Here is a 1,952-nt window from a genome sequence, read left to right as displayed (position 1 = left end):
CCCGCCCAGCCCGTGTAACGCCCCGGTAACGAGGGGCGCGCCCCGGCCGGCGCCCCCCCCGCCCGGGCGGGGTTTGGTCGTGCCCCGGCGGTGCGCGGCCTTGGCCGCACGCGCCGCGGCCGGGTGCCCCGTGCGCTCGGACGCCTTGGGCGTCGGGCCCTTGCCCTCCAGCCCGCGGCGGTTCTTGCCGCCGGTCCCGACGGACGGTCCCTTCTTGCCCTTGCTGACAGCGCCTCGGCGCTGGGAGTTGCCCGCCACTACTGCTCACCTTCCAGCGTCCACCGGGCTCCGGTGGGCGTGTCCTCGATCACGATGCCCGCGTCCTTGAGGGAGTCGCGCACCGCGTCGGCGGTCGCGAAGTCGCGCGCGGCGCGGGCCGACGCGCGCTCCTCCAGTCGTGCACCCACCAGGACGTCCAGCGCACTGCGCGCGGCGTCCGAGGTCCCCGCCTGCGAGGCCCACGGCTCGCTCAGCGGATCCAGCCCCAGCACGCCCAGCCCGGCGCGCACCTGCCGGGACTCCGCGAGCAGCTGCTCGTCCGCGCCGTCGGCCAGCGCCTGGTTGCCGCGCCGTGCCGCCTCGTGCAGCGAGGCCAGGGCCGCCGGCGTGGCCAGGTCGTCGTCCATCGCGGCGGCGAACTCCGCGGAGACCTCCCCCGCGGGGACGTCGGGGCCCAGCCGCTCGGCGGCGCGGCGCACGAACCCCTCCAGCCGCGAGTACGCAGCCTCCGCCTCCTGCAGGGAGGTGCCCGAGTACTCCAGCGCCGTGCGGTAGTGCGCGGAGACCAGGTAGTAGCGCAGCACCACCGCGCGGTGCTCCCGCAGCAGGTTCGGGATGCCCAGGACGTTGCCCAGCGACTTGCTCATCTTCTCGCCGGCCATCGTCACGAAGTGGTTGTGCAGCCAGTAGTTCGCGAAGCCGTCGCCGGCGGCGCGCGACTGCGCCTGCTCGTTCTCGTGGTGCGGGAAGCGCAGGTCCAGGCCGCCGCCGTGGACGTCGAAGCGCGGGCCGAGGTAGCGCCCGGCCATCGCCGAGCACTCCAGGTGCCAGCCCGGCCGGCCTCGGCCCCACGGCGTGGCCCACGAGGCGCTCGCCGGCTCGGACGGCTTGGCGCCCTTCCACAGCGCGAAGTCGCGCGGGTCCCGCTTGCCGCGGGGGTCCGCGTCGGCGGCCGGCTCCATGTCCTCCAGGCGCTGGTGCGTCAGCTCGCCGTACTGCGGCCAGGAGCGGACGTCGAAGTAGACGTCGCCGGAGCCGTCGGCCGCCGGGTAGGCGTGACCGCGCTCGACCAGCCGCTCGATCAGCTCGACCATCTCCGGCACGTGGCCGGTGGCGCGCGGCTCCACCGTGGCCGGCAGCACGCCCAGGGCGTCGTAGGCGGCGGAGAACTCCCGCTCGAACCGGTGGGCGTGCGCCCACCACTCCGCGCCCGCCTCGGCCGCCTTCGCGAGGATCTTGTCGTCGATGTCGGTGACGTTGCGCACGAGCGTCACCTCGTGACCGGTGGCGGTCAGCCAGCGGCGCAGCACGTCGAAGGCGACCTGCGCGCGCACGTGACCCAGGTGCGGTGAGCCCTGCGGCGTGGCGCCGCAGACGTAGACGCCGACCCGCCCGGGCTGCAGGGGGACGAAGTCGCGCACCGCGCCGGCGGCGCTGTCGTGGAGGCGCAGGGTCACCCCGCCAGGCTACCGGCCGGGCGTGAGCTCGCCGACCGATCGCCGAGGCCGCCGTCGGGCTCCTCGACTAAGGTCGGCGCATGGCCTGGACCGTTCCCGCGATCATCTCCCGCAGCAAGGGCGCTCCCGTCGAGACGGCGGACATCGTGGTGCCCGAGCCGATCGCCGGGGAGGTGGTGGTGGACGTCGCCGCGTGCGGGGTCTGCCACACCGACCTGCACTACCGCGAGGGCGGCATCACCGACGAGTTCCCCTTCCTGCTGGGCCACGAGGCCG

General features: G+C 75.4%; 2 protein-coding genes and 1 pseudogene. 1 reads left to right on the top strand and 2 read right to left on the bottom strand.

Annotation, left to right across the window (positions count from 1 at the left end):
- Both ACRYR8_RS21130 and cysS read right to left on the bottom strand, forming a co-directional pair.
- A pseudogene (locus tag ACRYR8_RS21130) lies at nt 1-258 on the bottom strand (hypothetical protein); the annotation flags it as partial.
- Complete coding sequence (gene cysS, locus ACRYR8_RS21125; RefSeq protein ID WP_432486229.1) at nt 258-1,676, bottom strand: cysteine--tRNA ligase; 1,419 nt, start codon at nt 1,674-1,676, stop codon at nt 258-260. The pseudogene ACRYR8_RS21130 and the gene cysS, both read right to left, overlap by 1 nt.
- A gap of 80 nt (nt 1,677-1,756) precedes the next feature.
- On the opposite strand from cysS, the gene ACRYR8_RS21120 reads away from it, so the two are divergent.
- The coding region (locus tag ACRYR8_RS21120) for an alcohol dehydrogenase catalytic domain-containing protein (protein ID WP_432486228.1) at nt 1,757-1,952 on the top strand (196 nt) is incomplete at its 3' end.

Source organism: Kineococcus esterisolvens (genome assembly GCF_050871405.1).
Taxonomy (GTDB): Bacteria; Actinomycetota; Actinomycetes; order Actinomycetales; family Kineococcaceae; genus Kineococcus.
The sequence above is the reverse complement of the archived record's forward strand: the minus strand, read 5'-3'. Positions and strand labels throughout refer to the sequence as shown.